Raw genomic sequence first — 13,609 nt, 5'->3', positions numbered from 1 at the left:
CGCGGCCGGACGGAGCGGCGCGCCGGGCGTGGCGCGGGTTCATGTCCCGGGCGGCGGGCGGGGGTTCCGATGACAGGGGAGTACGGGCAGGTCAGCGCGTCGGCGACGGAGATGCCGGCGATCGCGGCGGGGCGGCGGGCGGCGGTGGCGGGAGGGGATCCGGTGAATACGCGTGACTCGAAAATCGAACACGTGTCAGAATAACTGCGTGACCCACACCTTCCCCGAAGACCTCGTCCAGACCCAGCGCGACTGGTACGCGGTGTACCGCAGGCTTGCCGAAGAGCCCCGGCACAGCGCCAGCGAAACGGCGGTCCTGCGGCGGCGATTGCTGCGGCTGTCGGTGCGGGTGTCCACGCATCCGTACTGGCAGACGACGGGCGGCCGGCTGCCGGCGGCCCGGATGGCGCTGAAGGAGGCCGCGTGGGCGGAGGTGCGCGCCGAGGCCGCCGCCCGCAAGGGCTGACCGGCGAGTCCGGCGGCCGGCCGGGCCGGTGAGCGGCCGGGCCGGTGCGGGGAGGTTCAGGCCGGGGCAGTGACGGGCCCCGGGCCGAGCCGGTCCGGGCCGGGTGAGGGGCGGGGCCGACGAGGGACGGCCCCGAACACCCGGCCCGGACCCCCACCCCGCGGGCACGACGCCCTGCGGCTACGACGCTGCGGCGTACGCCGCACCGCAGGCACGAAGCACCGCAGGCACGAAGCACCGCAGGCACGAAGCACGGCGAGGTACCACGCACCGCGCACGCGCCCGCCGTCGCCCGTGACCGCCGACGGCCCCGTCCCGGCAGCCCGCGCACGGCCCCGGCAACTCTCCGCCCCGTACCGCCGAAGCCCCCGGCCCCTCCCCCCGCACACGCAACGGCGGCCGGGCACCCGCTCGGGGGTGACCGGCCGCCGGGGTGCGGCACTGGTGGGTCAGTCGTCGCCCTCGCGTTCGCCGAGGGTGAGCTGCGTCGTCTTCTGGTCGCCGCCGCGCTCGTAGGTGATCTCCACCTTGTCGCCCGGCTCGTGCGCCCACAGTTGGGCGATGAGCGTGGGTCCGCTGTCGACGATCGTGTCGTCCAGCTTCGTGATCACGTCGCCCGGCTGCAGCCCCGCGTCGGCCGCGGGCCCGCCCGGCGTCACCGGGTCGCCCGTCGAGTCGCTGCCCGACTCGCTGACCTTCGCGCCCTTGCCCTGGTAAGAGTTGTCGACGGAGACGCCGATGATCGCGTACACCGGCTCGCCGGTCTCGATGAGGTTCTGCGCGACCCGGTCCGCCTGGTTGATGGGGATCGCGAAGCCGAGGCCGATGCTGCCGCCCTGGCCGCCGCCGAACGGGCTGCCGCTGTCCGCCGGGCGGATCGCGGAGTTGATGCCGATGACGTTGCCGTCGTGATCGAGCAGCGGGCCGCCGGAGTTGCCGGGGTTGATGGAGGCGTCGGTCTGCAGGGCGTTCATGTACGACTCCTGCTGGCCGCTCGCGTCGCCGGAGGCCACCGGGCGGTTCTTGGCGCTCACGATGCCGGTGGTGACCGTGCCCGACAGGCCGAACGGCGAGCCGATGGCGATGGTCTGGTCACCGACGTCGACCTTGTCGGAGTCGCCGAGCGGCAGCGGCGTCAGCTTGGCGCCGGAGGCGTCGGTGAGCTTGATGACCGCGACGTCGTAGCCGCTGGCCTGGCCGACGACCTCGGCGTCGTACGTCTTGCCGTTGGAGAACGTCGCCGTCAGTGACCCGCTGCCCTCGGCGCCCGCCACGACGTGGTTGTTCGTGAGGATGTGGCCCTGCTTGTCGTAGACGAAGCCGGTGCCGGTGGCCGCGCCCTCCTCGCCGGAGGCGCCGTCACCGCCGCCGCCGCTGGCCTCGATGGTCACGACGCTGGGCAGCGCGTTGCCGGCGATGCCGGCGACCGAGCCGGGCGGGTTCTCGATCTTCTGGCCGTCCTGCGTGCCGGACACGGTCGTGGACGTGCTGCCGGAGTCGTCGCCCTCGGCCGCCCAGTACCCGATGCCGCCGCCGATGCCGCCGCCGAGCAGCGCGGCGACGAGGGTGGCCATGACCACCGTGCCCACGCGCCGGCCGCCGTTCCCCGCGGGCCTGGGGGCCTGGTCCCAGCCGGTGCCGCCGGGCGGCGGGGCGCTGCCCCAGCCGGGCTGGATGGGGGGCGGCGAGGCCGCCGGGCCGGGGCCCGCCGGTGCGGCGCCCGCCGGGGAGGTGTCCGCCGACAGCGGGGGCGGGGGCCACTGCGGGCCGGCGCCGCCGGGGGGACCGGCGGCGCCGCTGGGCCCGGCCTGACCTCCGGGAGGACCGGTGTGGCCGCCGGAGCCCGTACCGCCCGCGGCGCCGACCGCGGCGAACTGCTCCGTACGCGCCCCACCGTGCCCCCCGGCACCCGGGCCACCCGGAGGGCCGGCAGCGTCCGAACCACCCGGCCTCTCCGGTCCCGTCGGCCAGGCGCCGCCGGCTCCGCCGCTCGCGCGCTCAGGAGACTCGACCGGAGACCTCGCTCCCGCGTCCGGCGGCGGGAAATCCGGCCGCCGGGGCGTCGCGCCGTCGTTCTCGGTACTCACAGCTCTCTCCTTCACGTTTCACGCCAGGTGCCAGTTGCGCCTACCCGCCCAACCAGGGTCGCGCACCGCTTGTCAGCGGACGGTAAACCGCACCTAGTCTTTGGCTGACATCCTTTACTTCGGACATTCCCGGCGCATCCCCTGGGCGGCAGACGAGGGCCGGGCCACCCGGCGCGCCGGGTGGCACGATGAGCCGGTGAGCCAAGCACCAGCGGATCGGCCATACGGGCGTACGGAGCCGGGTCCGCCCGCCGTCGTCGCGCACCGGGGTGCGTCCGAGGAGGCGCCGGAGCACACGCTCGCCGCGTACCGCAGGGCCATCGAGGAAGGCGCCGACGCCCTGGAGTGCGACGTGCGGCTCACCGCCGACGGCCATCTCGTCTGTGTCCACGACAGGCGCGTCAACCGTACCTCCGACGGGCGCGGCGCCGTCTCCGCTTTGGAGCTCGCCGACCTCGCCGCCCTCGACTTCGGCTCCTGGAAGGCCCGCGAGGCCCGCCGCGACGAGATCGGCCGGCGCCAGCGCGAGACGCCGGAGGAGCCCGACTGGGAACGCACCTCGGTACTCACCCTGGAACGCCTGCTGGAGCTGGTGACCGACGCCGGCCGCCGGGTGGAGCTCGCCATCGAGACCAAGCACCCCACCCGCTGGGCCGGCCAGGTGGAAGAGAAACTGGTCGAGCTGCTGCGCCGCTTCGGCCTCGCCGGCCCGGCGGCCCCGCCCGCCAAGGGCGCCGCGCCCCTCACCGCGGCCGGCCGCCACGAGGCCGGCGGCGAGCCCTCCCTCGTCCGGGTGATGAGCTTCTCCGCCCGCTCCCTGCACCGCGTCCACGCCGCCGCGCCCGCCGTCCCCACCGTCTTCCTCATGCAGTTCCTCCTCCCCCGCTTCCGCGACGGCCGGCTGCCCCGCGGCGTCACCATCGCGGGACCGAGCGTGCGCATCGTCCGCGGCAACCCCGGCTACGTCGCCCGCCTCCACCGCGCCGGCCACCGCGTCCACGTCTGGACCGTCGACGAACCCGACGACGTCGCCATGTGCGCCCGCCTCGGCGTCGAGGCCGTCATCACCAACCGCCCCCGCCAGGTCCGGGCGCAACTGGACCGCATCGGCTACGACACACCGCCGACCGGCGATGAGTGACTACGCGTAGTACGGCGGCGCGCGCACTGCGTTCGGTTACGTAACGAGTCCGTCAACGGTCGCCGGTTGGCCGGTTTCCGATCCACCCCGCGGGGGCATTGACTCCCTGTTGCGGGGCGAGGAGATCGCTGGGGGTGGTGATGTTCGTGGTGGCACAGCAGGCGCCGGCTTCGTCCATGGCCGTTCCCCACGGCCCGGACGGGGTGGGGCTCGCACGCCGCCGGCTGCGCGCGGACCTGCGCGCCCGGGGCACCGCGGAGACGACCGTGGACGACGCCGTGCTCGTCCTGTCCGAGCTGCTCAGCAACGCGTGCAGGCACGCCAGACCGCTGGCCACGGAGGCGGCGACCGCCGACGCGGAAGTGCTCGTACGCGGCCGGACGGACCCCCGCCCCGCCGCCGGGCGCGGCCAGGACCCGGCGCCCGGCGCGGACGCCGCGCCCGCCGCCGCCCAGGCCGCGGAGGAGCCGCCCGCCGCCCCCGGCCCCGGTACCGCGGACACGCGCGTACGGGCCGACTGGCACATCGATCCGGACGGCCGCGTCACCGTCGCCGTCACGGACGGTGGCGGACCCACCCGACCACTTCCCGCCACACCCTCGGTCACCGCCAAGGGCGGCCGCGGGCTGGCCATCATCTCCTCCCTGGCCTGCGACTGGGGCGTGCGCTACGACGCGGGCCCCCTCGGCGAGGTCACCGTCTGGGCCTCCCTGCCCGGCCACTGACCGGGCGCAGGACCCGCCCGGATCCTGCCCCGAACCCGGGCCGGACCCGGGCCGGACCCGGGCCGGACCCGCGAAGATCCCGCACCGGACCCCGCCCGTGCCCCGCACCGGACCCGCCCGGATCCCGCGCCGGACGCGTCCCGATCCCGCCCCGGACACGCCCAGATCCCGCCCAGCATCCCGCGCCGACGCCGCACCGGCCCCCGCGCCGCTCCCCGGGCCGTCCCCGGGCGGTGCGCCCGGCGGCCCCGCGCTGGGACTAGGCTCCGGCGGTACGTGACACCGTCCGCGCCCCGAACGGAGCATTCCAGCCATGGCGAAGAAGCGCCGCCCCCGTACGAAGGCATCCCAGCCCGCCGCCGTGCCCGACGGCGACATCCCCGTCGTCGGCGCCCGCGAGCCCTGCCCGTGCGGCTCCGGCCGGCGGTACAAGGCATGCCACGGCCGCGCCGCCGCGCAGGCCGTCACCGAGCTGGTCCGCCGCCCCTTCGAGGGACTGCCCGGCGAATGCGACTGGGTGGCGCTGCGCGAACTCGTCCCCGCCGGCACCGCCGAACTCACCCTCGCCGCCGGCCTCCCCGACGACGTGCCGTCGCTCACCCTCGCCACCGTGCTGCCCATGGCCTGGCCCGCGCTGCGCCGCGACGACGGCACGGTGCTCCTCGGGCTGCAGAACGACACCGCCTCCGGCGACATCAGCCGCGACCTCGCCGACGTCCTCACCCGCGCGCTGACCGCCACCCCCGGCAACCCCGTCGAACCCGCCGCGCTCACCGGCACCGGCGAAGGCCCGCGGCTCCAGGACCTCCTCGACACCTCCGCGGCCCTGCGGCCCGTGGTGCACGACGGGTTCGAGTTCTGGCTGGACGACGCCGCGTCGGCCTCCGGCGAGGTCGCCGCCTCCCTGGAGCGCGCCAACGCCGCCGCCATCCCCACCGCCCGCCTCGACGGCGTCGAGGCCGCGTACTGGTGCGAGGCGCCGGAGAAGAACCACCTGCGCTGGGTCATGCCCCACCCCGAGGAGAAGCTCCTCGACGCCCTCGCCCGGCTGCACGCCGCCGGCCACTCCCCGCTCGCGGAGGACACCCGCCTCGTCGGCTCGTTCCGCGCGCACGGGCTCGTGGTGCCGGTGTGGGACCTGCCGTCGTCGATGGCCGCGGAGGACTGCGAGAAGCCCGCCGCCGAGTTCGGCGAGCGGCTCGCGGAGGCGCTGGCCGCCACCGAGCCCCTGACGGCCACGGAACGCAAGGCCCGCGGCGGACTCGCCAACCGCCAGGTGACGCTGAGCTGATCACCTGCATACCGTGCGGTATGACGTGTCCATCATTTGACGGGAATTACGACGTTCGAATTTGCGAAACGCCAAAGTGTTGTTACCGTCGCTTGTAGCCCGGTCGCTGGTGCATCCCCCGTCGCCAGCGGCCGGGTCTTTACATGCCCGGACACCGGACGGCCCACCGGCATTTCCCACCGTGCCGCGAAGCCCTGAAGGCGGGGGAAGAGCGCCATTTCGGCGGCGCGGGGCAGGCTGACGGTGCGTACGGACCGCCTCGCGGCGTGCCTGCCCGTACGCACCGCTCCACCACTCGTGCACCCCGCCGGGCCCCGCGGCCCGGCGCCTGTTCAGCCGACGAACCTGCCGCCGCCCGGAGCCGCGGCCACCGCCGCCACCAGTACGTCGACCACCGACGCCACCGGCGGCAGCCACGGCGCACCGCCGTCCGGCGCCGGCCGCGGCGCCCGCTCCCAGCGGACCCGGCCCGCGCCCGTCTGCGACGGCGGCAGCGCCAGATAGCCGCCCTCGCCGTGGAAGCCGAGCGCCGCCGGCACCCAGCCGTGCTCGCCTAGCAGCTCGCCCAGCTCCTCGTAGCCGTAGCCGGCCACCAGCAGCGCCCAGCGCTCCGGCGTGGCCACCACCGGGCCCGTACGCACACCGAGCCGGTCAAGCCGCGCCAGCGCCCGCGCCGCGGTCACCGCGGGCAGGCTCACCGCGCTCGGCGCGCGGCCGCCGGTGGCGAGCAGCACCGGCGCGTCCGGCTGCCGCTCCCACCACCAGCGCACCATGCGCGGATCCGTCGTGGCGGCGAGCACGCCGGGGTCGTAGGGATGTGCGCCGGGTACGGCGCACTCCGCGTAGGGGCACGCGCAGCCGCGGTCACGCGGCTGCGCGGTCGTCTCCTGTGTCCTGTCCTGCGTCCGGTCCCGGCGGCTGCGCCGCTGCGGTTCCAGGCCCGCTCCGGGTACGACGGGCCACTGCCACTGCGAAGCGAACGTCAGCGCCGCGTCCGGCAGCGCCCGCTGCTCGTTACGCCTGCGCCGCTTTCCGGGATATTCGCGCATAAGCGCTCATCCTTCCGTGGCACCAGGGTCTGCTGGCCGATTCACCTTGCGAGGGTCATACAGTCACTGCGGTCTCGGTGCGGTGTCTGTGCTGCATCGGTGCGCTACATCGGTGCGTCGGTGCGTGCGTCGGTCGTGCGATGGCGCGCCACGCGTCGGCGGGGCCCGGGCTCTGTTCAGTAGGACGCACTGCCGCCTGGGCGGGTTCCTGCCGTTGCCGGCTTGTGTGGGGACCTCCGTGTCGAAATCCAGTCGACCGCAGTTGAACAGAGCACCCATCGGTTTTCAGCCAAACACAGATGCCCCGCGGACACCACCATGCCCGGGCCGACAACACTGGACATCGCATCACCAGTCCGTGTAAATGTGGATCTATTGCGAGTGGTACAGCATGAGATGGGGGTCTGCAATGCTGTTGAGCGCGATGCCTGTGCCGGTCAGGCCCGTACGGACGGGCCGCGCCGGAGCGCGGGCCGCGGGTGCGGAACCCCTGCGCGAAAGCCGCCGACGGTGAGCACCCCACCGTTCCCGAATGTGGCCGGAATTGAGCTGCAGCGGCTGCTACGGCCCGCCATCGCGCACCCCGCCGAGTCCCCCGCGGCCTCCTACGACCGCCTCTCCGCCTGGGCCGGCGACCTCACCGCACTCCACGAACTCACCGGACGACTCGCCCGCACCACGGAGTTGGAACAGGCGCTCCACGAGATCCTCCGCGCCGGCGCGGAACTCCTCGGCGCGCGCCGGGGATTCGCCGTCCTGCAACCCGCCGACGGCCGCGGCCCCGACGCCCGCGTCGGATACGGCATCGGCGCCGCGGAACTCGGCGCCATGGAGACCGTGCCACGCGCGTCCACGTCGTACGGCCGCATCCTCGACGCCCCCGCCGCCACCCGCCCCACCGACGTCTGCCGCCCCGACCTCGCCGCCGAACCCGACCTCCACCCCCGCCACCGCGATGTCGCCATGCGCCTCGGCTACGGGGCGGGCTACGCCGTACCGCTCGCGGCCACGGGCGCCGGGGCAGGGGCGGCGGGGGCCGGGACGGGAGCCGTGCGGGCTCCGGGCCCGGCCGCGCCGGAGGGCGACGGGGGTCCCGCGGGCGGCGCGGCGGCGGGACAGGGACGCCCGGGGCCGGGACAACCGGACCAGGGCGGTATGGCACAACCGGGCCAGACGGGAACCGGACAGCGCACACCTCCGGGAGCGGCGCATCCGGGAACGGCGCAACCGGAGGCGGGACATCCGGGCGCGGGGCATCCAGGCGCGGAGTACCCGGGAGCGGGGCACCCGAATGCCGGGCACGCCGGCTACGGGGCGCAGGGACCCGCGGCGCCCGGACCCGCGCAGACGGACCACAACGGGCAGCCCGACCACGGGCCCGCGGGCCCCCGGCCACCGGCCCCCGGACACCCCGCACCGGGTCTGCCGCACCCGCACCCCGGACAGCCGTACGCCGGGCAGTCGCCCACCGGGCAGCCGCATGCCGGGCAGCCGTACACCGGGCAGTCGCTGCCGGGACAGTCCGGGGGCACCCCCGGACCCGTACACCCCGAGACACCGGGACCCGAACCAGCCGGCCCACCCGCCTACCGCACCGGCGCCCGCCCCGCCCCCGCGGCCGCCGCGCCCCCCGCCCTCCTCGGCGCCGTCGAGTGGCTCTACGACGGACCCGCCCGCCCCACCGACCGGCAGCGCCGCATCGCCGGCCTCTACACCCGCCACGCCGGCGACCACCTCGCCCGGCTCCTCGACCTCGCCCGCGCCCGCACCGCCGCCGACGGCGTCCGCGCCGCCCTGCTCCCCGCCCGCCTCCCCCGCGTCCCCGGCGCCCGCGTCGCCGTCCGGCACCGCACCGGACCCCTCGGCGGCGGCGACTTCTACGACGTCCTCCCCCTCCCCGACGGCGCCCTCGGCCTCGCCGTCGGCTCCGCGGGCGGCGGCGGACCCGCCGCCGTCGCCGCCATGGGCCAGTTGCGGGCCGGGCTGCGCGCGTACGCCGTCATGGAAGGCGAAGACCCCGTCGCCGTCCTCTCCGACCTCGAACTCCTCATGCGGCTCACCGAACCCGGCCGCCGCGCCACCGCCCTCTTCGCCTACGCACCGCCCGGCCGCGGCAGCATCGTCGTCGCCGGCGCCGGACACTGCCCGCCACTCGTCACCGGCCCCTGGCGCACCGAGTACGCCGAGACCACTCTGTCCGCGCCGCTCGGCATGCTCACCTGCTGGGAAGCGCCCAGCGTCACCATCGACCCGGCGCCAGGAGAAACCGTCCTGCTCTACACCGACGGCCTCCTCCACCGCACCGGCCGGCCCACCGACCAGGCCATGACCCGCCTCCACCACGCCGCCGCCACCGCCCCCGCACCCGTACGCGACGACCCCGAAGCGCTCACCGACCACGTCCTCGCCCGGCTGCTGCCCGCCGGCCCGCACGACGGGGCCGACCATCCCGAGGACGTCGTCCTGCTCGCCGTACAGCTCACCGGCTGACCGCCTGCCGCCTGCCGGGGCGCGGGGCGGCCGCCCGGCGGACGGCGGCTCGGGCCGCGTCGTTCGAAACGTCACTGCTCGCGGGGTCTTCGCGGCGCGCCCCCGGCCGTACGCTGGGAGCGGCCGACGCATCGCAGAGGAGGAAGCCGTGACCCAGGAGCAGCCGCAGACCCGGACGCCCGAGACCGCGGAGACCGCGGAGACCGCGGTACCCGCGGAGACCGCGGAGACCGCGCCCGGAGCGACCGCGGGAGGCGCCGAGGGCGCGGAAGGCACCGAGGCCGAGGGCGCCGAGGAGAAGCCCGTCAAGCAGCGCAAGAACGGCCTCTACGGGGCCCTCTCCGACGAACTCGCCGAGAACATGAAGTCCGGCTGGGCCGACACCGAGCGCCACGACCTCCAGCCCCTCCCCCAGGCCCCGTACGCCGCGGAGCGCCGCGCCGCGCTCTCCGCGCGCTTCCCCGGCGAACGCCTCGTCATCCCCGCCGGCAACCTCAAGGTCCGGGCCAACGACACCGAATACCCCTTCCGGCCCTCCTCCGACTACGCCTACCTCACCGGCGACCAGACCGAAGACGGCGTGCTCGTCCTGGAGCCCGTCACCACCGGCGACGGCACCCCGGGACACGAGGCGACCGCGTACCTGCTGCCGCGCTCCGACCGCACCAACGGCGAGTTCTGGCTCTCCGGCCAGGGCGAACTGTGGGTCGGCCGGCGCAACAGCCTCACCGAGAACGAGAAGCTGCTCGGCCTCCCTGTCAAGGACGTCCGCACGCTGACCGAGCACCTGGCGGAGGCCGCCGGCCCCGTACGGCTGCTGCGCGGCTACGACGCCGCCGTCGACAAGGCGCTCGACGACAAGGTCACCGGCGAGCGGGACGAGGAGTTCCGCGTCTTCCTCTCCGAGATGCGGCTCGTCAAGGACGAGTTCGAGATCGCGGAGCTGGAGTACGCCTGCGAGTCGACCGCGCGCGGCTTCGAGGACGTCGTGAAGATCCTCGACCGGGCCGAGGCCACCAGCGAGCGCTACATCGAGGGCACGTTCTTCCTCCGCGCGCGCGTCGAGGGCAACGACGTCGGCTACAGCTCCATCTGCGCCTCAGGACCGCACGCCACGACGCTGCACTGGGTACGCAACGACGGCGCCGTCCGCTCCGGCGAACTGCTCCTGCTCGACGCCGGCGTCGAGACCCGCAACCTCTACACCGCCGACGTCACCCGCACCCTCCCCATCGACGGCACCTACACGCCGCTGCAGCGGCGGATCTACGACGCCGTGTACGAGGCGCAGGAGGCGGGCATCGCCGCCGTCCGGCCGGGGGCGGCGTACCGCGACTTCCACGACGCGTCGCAGCGGGTGCTGGCGGCGAAGCTCATCGAGTGGGGGCTGCTCCAGGTCGAGGACGTGGACAAGGTGCTGGAGCTGGGGCTCCAGCGGCGCTGGACGCTGCACGGCACGGGGCACATGCTCGGCATCGACGTCCACGACTGCGCCGCGGCCCGCACCGAGGAGTACGTGGGCGGCACGCTGCGGGCGGGGATGTGCCTGACGGTGGAGCCGGGGCTGTACTTCCAGGCGGACGACCTGACGGTGCCGGAGGAGTACCGGGGGATCGGCGTGCGGATCGAGGACGACATCCTGGTGACGGAGGACGGCTGCCGGAACCTGTCGGACGGGCTGCCGCGGCAGGCGGACGAGGTCGAGGCGTGGATGGCGCGCGTGCGGGCCTGATCCGCGGGACGGAACGGAGCACCGGCCGGCGCGTACGGGCGGACACCGGCCGGTGCACTGGAGAAGACGCAGCCGGGGCGCGGAAGGTTTGCACGAATTCGGCGCCCCGCCCGGCTGGTTGATGCGTGACGATTATCGATTGACGGATGACAGATTTTGAAATCTGTCAGCCGTCAATCGTTGAACCGTGGGCCGTTACCCCTGAGCCGTCACAGGCAACGGTCCTTCAGCCATCGGTCCTCAGGCCATCCGGTCGTCAGTCGCCGTCCGCCGTCGGTCCGCTCAGCGGCAGCCGTACGGTGAACAGCGCCCCGCCGCCCGCCGCCTCGCCGACGCCGATCGTCCCCCCGTGGCGTACGACCACGTCCCGGACGATCGCCAGGCCCAGGCCCGCGCCGCCCTCGTCGCGGCTGCGGGCGTCGTCGAGGCGGACGAACCGCTCGAAGATCCGCTCCCGGTCCGCCGGCGGCACACCCGCGCCGTCGTCCGCGACCTCCAGCACCGCCCACGCACCCTCGCGGCGCACGGTGACGTCGACCCGGCCGGCGGCGTGCCGTACCGCGTTGTCCAGCAGGTTGCCGAGGACGCGCTCCAGTTGGCTGCGTGAGCCGGCCACCGTCGCGTCCGCCGGTTCCCCGGCCACGACCGCCACCCCGCGCCGCGGACCGGTGCCTTCCCGGCCCTCCGCGGCGCGGCGTTCCACAGTCTCCCGCACCAGCGCGCCCAGCGCGACCGGCTTGCCCAAAGGCTCCTCCCCGGCGTCCAGCCGGGCCAGCAGCAGCAGGTCCGCGGCGAGGTGCTGGAGCCGTACGGTGTCCGCCACCGCGCCGTCCAGGTCGAGCAGTTCGGGGTGGGCGGCGGCGACCTCCAGTTGGGTGCGGAGCGAGGCGATGGGGCTGCGCAGCTCGTGGGAGGCGTCGGCGACGAAGCGGCGCTGGCGTTCGACGGACTTCTCCAGCGCGGTCAGGGTCTCGTTGGTGGTACGGGCCAGCCGGGCGACCTCGTCGTGGGTGGCGGGTTCCGGCACCCGGCGGGAGAGGTCCGTGGAGGCGGTGATCGCGGCCATCTCTCCGCGGATGCCCTCGACCGGCCGCAGCGCGCGCCGCGTGACGAGCCAGGTCACCCCGGCCACGACGGCGAGCAGCGGTACCAGTCCGGCGAGCATGGCGCGGCCGACGGTGCCGACGGCGTTCTGTTCGGTGTCGAGGGGGACGCCGGCCCAGACGGTGTAGGTCTGGCCGTCGGGGGAGGTGACCTTGAGTCCGGCGAAGCGGTAGTCGGCTCTTTCGCCGTCGAGTACGGCGGTGCCGGTGCGGTTCTCCGGTTCGTCCTCGACCTCGCCGCGGCGCGGCGCCGGGTCGTCGTCGCCGGAGCTGCCGGAGTCGTCGCCGGAGTCGTCGGCCGAGTCGGATGAGTCGGATGAGTCGTCGGCCGAGTCGTCCGCGGCGTCGTCCGCTTCGTCCTCGGCGTCGTCGTCCGCGTCGTCGTCGCGGTCCCCGCCGTTGTCGTCCCCGGAGTCCCCGGAGTCCCCGGAGTCGTCCGAGTCCCCCGTCGGGCTCGGCGTCGGTGTCGGCGAAGGGCTCGGCGGCGGGCTCTCCGCGCGGCTTGCGGCCGGCGGCTTGGTCGGGCCGTCACCGGCGCCGGTGATGCTGCCGAGCTCCTCGCTGGTGAGCACGAGCCGGTCCCTGTCGTTGCGTACGACCGTGGGGTTGTCGTCGGGCAGGTCGAGGTCGGCGAGCGGGATGCCGTTGCTCAGTTCCGTCGCGATGCGGCGGGCGTTGACCTCGGCGCGCAGTTCGGCCTGGTCGTGCAGGTTGGAGCGGAGTACGAGCAGGACGGCGACCCCGGCGGCGACGAGCGCCAGGGCGACGACGGCCGTCGCACCGACCGCGGCCTTGGCGCGTACGGAGGAGAAGGGGCTACGCACGGGCGCTGCCGCCGGACGCGTCGGGGTCGGCGAGGCGGTAGCCGGCGCCGCGTACGGTCTGGATGGTGCGGGCGCCGAGTTTGCGGCGCAGGGCGCTGACGTAGACCTCGACGATGTTGGGGTCGCCGTCGTAGGCGAAGTCCCAGGCGTGGTCGAGGATCTCGGACTTGGCGACGACCTCCCCGGCGCGCTGGGCGAGCACTTCGAGGACCGCGAACTCCTTGGTCGTCAGCGTCACCTCGGTGTCGGCGACGTGGACCCGGCGCGCGGCGGGGTCGACGGCGAGGGCGCCGACGCGCAGGACGGGGGCGGCGGTGCGGCCGCGGCGGCGCAGGAGGGCGCGGACGCGGGCGAGGAGGACGACGTAGCTGAAGGGCTTGGTGAGGTAGTCGTCGGCGCCGGTGTCGAGGCCCTCGGCTTCGTCGTATTCGCCGTCCTTGGCGGTGAGCATGAGGATGGGGGTCTCGTCGCCCGCGGCGCGGAGGGCGGCGCAGACGCGGTAGCCGTTGAGGCCGGGGAGCATGATGTCGAGGACGATGAGGTCGTAGTCGGTCTCGGTGGCCCGGTGCAGGCCCTCGACGCCGTCGTGGACGACGTCCACGGCGAAGCCCTCGGCGGCGAGCCCGCGGGCGAGGGAGGTGGCGAGGCGTCGCTCGTCCTCGACGATCAGCAGTCGCATGCCCCTAAGGGTCGCAAACCGA

Annotated in this window: 9 protein-coding genes and 1 pseudogene; 6 read left to right on the top strand and 4 right to left on the bottom strand. The window is 75.0% G+C overall.

Features of this window, described 5'->3' with window-relative positions:
- Window positions 1–208: 208 nt before the first annotated feature.
- Window positions 209–466, top strand: a complete 258-nt coding sequence (locus tag ACFYVJ_RS10175; protein ID WP_101423540.1) for a hypothetical protein — start codon at window positions 209–211, stop codon at window positions 464–466.
- 449 nt (window positions 467–915) lie between these two features.
- Here the strand turns inward: ACFYVJ_RS10175 and ACFYVJ_RS10170 are convergent, their stop codons facing one another.
- Window positions 916–2,553, bottom strand: coding sequence for a S1C family serine protease (locus tag ACFYVJ_RS10170; protein WP_388888482.1), 1,638 nt, complete (start codon window positions 2,551–2,553; stop codon window positions 916–918).
- A 196-nt stretch (window positions 2,554–2,749) separates the two neighbouring features.
- Here ACFYVJ_RS10170 and ACFYVJ_RS10165 point away from each other — a divergent pair, with 196 nt between their 5' ends.
- From ACFYVJ_RS10165 to ACFYVJ_RS10155, 3 genes are all read left to right on the top strand, one after another.
- The gene (locus tag ACFYVJ_RS10165; RefSeq protein WP_388888480.1) at window positions 2,750–3,694 is read left to right on the top strand and encodes a glycerophosphodiester phosphodiesterase family protein; all 945 of its coding nucleotides are present in this window, start codon (window positions 2,750–2,752) and stop codon (window positions 3,692–3,694) included.
- A 134-nt stretch (window positions 3,695–3,828) separates the two neighbouring features.
- On the top strand, window positions 3,829–4,419 hold the full coding sequence (locus ACFYVJ_RS10160) for an ATP-binding protein (protein WP_388888478.1): 591 nt from the start codon (window positions 3,829–3,831) through the stop codon (window positions 4,417–4,419).
- A 313-nt stretch (window positions 4,420–4,732) separates the two neighbouring features.
- Complete coding sequence (locus ACFYVJ_RS10155) at window positions 4,733–5,710, top strand: DUF5926 family protein (RefSeq protein ID WP_388888476.1); 978 nt, start codon at window positions 4,733–4,735, stop codon at window positions 5,708–5,710.
- A gap of 332 nt (window positions 5,711–6,042) precedes the next feature.
- Here ACFYVJ_RS10155 and ACFYVJ_RS10150 read toward each other — a convergent pair whose 3' ends face one another.
- Complete coding sequence (locus ACFYVJ_RS10150) at window positions 6,043–6,759, bottom strand: bifunctional DNA primase/polymerase (RefSeq protein ID WP_388888473.1); 717 nt, start codon at window positions 6,757–6,759, stop codon at window positions 6,043–6,045.
- Window positions 6,760–7,293: 534 nt separating this feature from the next.
- Between ACFYVJ_RS10150 and ACFYVJ_RS10145 the strand changes: the two genes are divergently transcribed.
- Together ACFYVJ_RS10145 and ACFYVJ_RS10140 are read left to right on the top strand one after the other, a co-directional pair.
- The gene (locus tag ACFYVJ_RS10145; protein WP_388888471.1) at window positions 7,294–9,249 is read left to right on the top strand and encodes a SpoIIE family protein phosphatase; all 1,956 of its coding nucleotides are present in this window, start codon (window positions 7,294–7,296) and stop codon (window positions 9,247–9,249) included.
- A gap of 148 nt (window positions 9,250–9,397) precedes the next feature.
- On the top strand, window positions 9,398–10,981 hold the full coding sequence (locus ACFYVJ_RS10140; RefSeq protein ID WP_388888468.1) for an aminopeptidase P family protein: 1,584 nt from the start codon (window positions 9,398–9,400) through the stop codon (window positions 10,979–10,981).
- Window positions 10,982–11,237: 256 nt separating this feature from the next.
- Here the strand turns inward: ACFYVJ_RS10140 and ACFYVJ_RS10135 are convergent.
- Window positions 11,238–12,347, bottom strand: a pseudogene (locus tag ACFYVJ_RS10135) (sensor histidine kinase); the annotation flags it as partial.
- A gap of 553 nt (window positions 12,348–12,900) precedes the next feature.
- Window positions 12,901–13,587, bottom strand: coding sequence for a response regulator transcription factor (locus ACFYVJ_RS10130; RefSeq protein ID WP_388888465.1), 687 nt, complete (start codon window positions 13,585–13,587; stop codon window positions 12,901–12,903).
- Window positions 13,588–13,609: the final 22 nt, after the last annotated feature.

The organism is Streptomyces sp. NPDC004134, assembly GCF_042874195.1.
Lineage (GTDB): Bacteria > Actinomycetota > Actinomycetes > Streptomycetales > Streptomycetaceae > Streptomyces.
Note: the sequence above shows the minus strand (reverse complement) of the source record. Positions and strands in the feature narration are given on the sequence as shown.

Coding starts and splice junctions, on each gene's coding strand:
- ACFYVJ_RS10150 (WP_388888473.1), bottom strand. CDS start 6,759: ATGCGCGAATATCCCGGAAAGCGGCGCAGGCGTAACGAGCAGCGGGCG.
- ACFYVJ_RS10130 (WP_388888465.1), bottom strand. CDS start 13,587: ATGCGACTGCTGATCGTCGAGGACGAGCGACGCCTCGCCACCTCCCTC.
- ACFYVJ_RS10155 (WP_388888476.1), top strand. CDS start 4,733: ATGGCGAAGAAGCGCCGCCCCCGTACGAAGGCATCCCAGCCCGCCGCC.